At 73.1% G+C, this 648-nt stretch carries 1 protein-coding gene; it reads left to right on the top strand.

The genetic code is table 11. The annotated features are described in order from the left end of the window. The coding region (locus ACK4SE_RS14055) for a hypothetical protein (RefSeq protein WP_409693965.1) at window positions 1-588 on the top strand (588 nt) is incomplete at its 5' end. Window positions 589-648 lie beyond the last annotated feature (60 nt).

Raw genomic sequence — 648 nt, 5'->3', positions numbered from 1 at the left:
CCCGCAGCGCCGCCGGAGCCTTCGGCTGTCGAGGCGGCGCCGACGCCGGCCTGGCGCGCGCCGGTCGAGGCGCCCAGCTTCACCGAATCCTCGTCGGTCATCGACGACGGCCCGGCCCCGCATACGCCCAGCTTCACCCCTGGCGCGCCCTCGCCGTTTCCGCCGCTGGCCAACGAACTGACGCCGCCGCCGCTGGTGCTGACCGCACCGCCGGCGGTCGAGATGGCGCCCATCCAGCGCCCAGTCTGGGAACGCCGCCAGACCGAGCGGGCCGACCAGGACGGCCTGTTCCTGCACGAAAGCATCACCGCCTCGGACTTCGCCCCCGTGCTGCGGCACGAGACCGACGCGACCCCGACATCCGGCCGATTCGACTGGAGCGAGACGGGCGCCTTTCTGGTCATGGGCGGGGTCGGCCTGGCGTCGTTCGGCGCGGCCATGGCGGCGTTCCGCCTGGCCGGCGATCAGGCGGTCGGCGGCCGCGAGACGACCATGATCGGCTGGGTCCTGGCCGTGATCGCCGCCGTCTGCGTCGGCGTGTCGGGCTATAATCTGTATCGCCGCTGGGGCCAGAACGCCCGCGGCTGAACCGGTTTTGCGCAGCGGCGCGCGGGATGCTACGCCCGCGCTCATGAGCATTCCGAACGC

Origin of the sequence: Brevundimonas sp., from assembly GCF_046293315.1 — a bacterium.
Classification (GTDB): Bacteria; Pseudomonadota; Alphaproteobacteria; order Caulobacterales; family Caulobacteraceae; genus Brevundimonas.
Note: the sequence above shows the minus strand (reverse complement) of the source record. Positions and strands in the feature narration are given on the sequence as shown.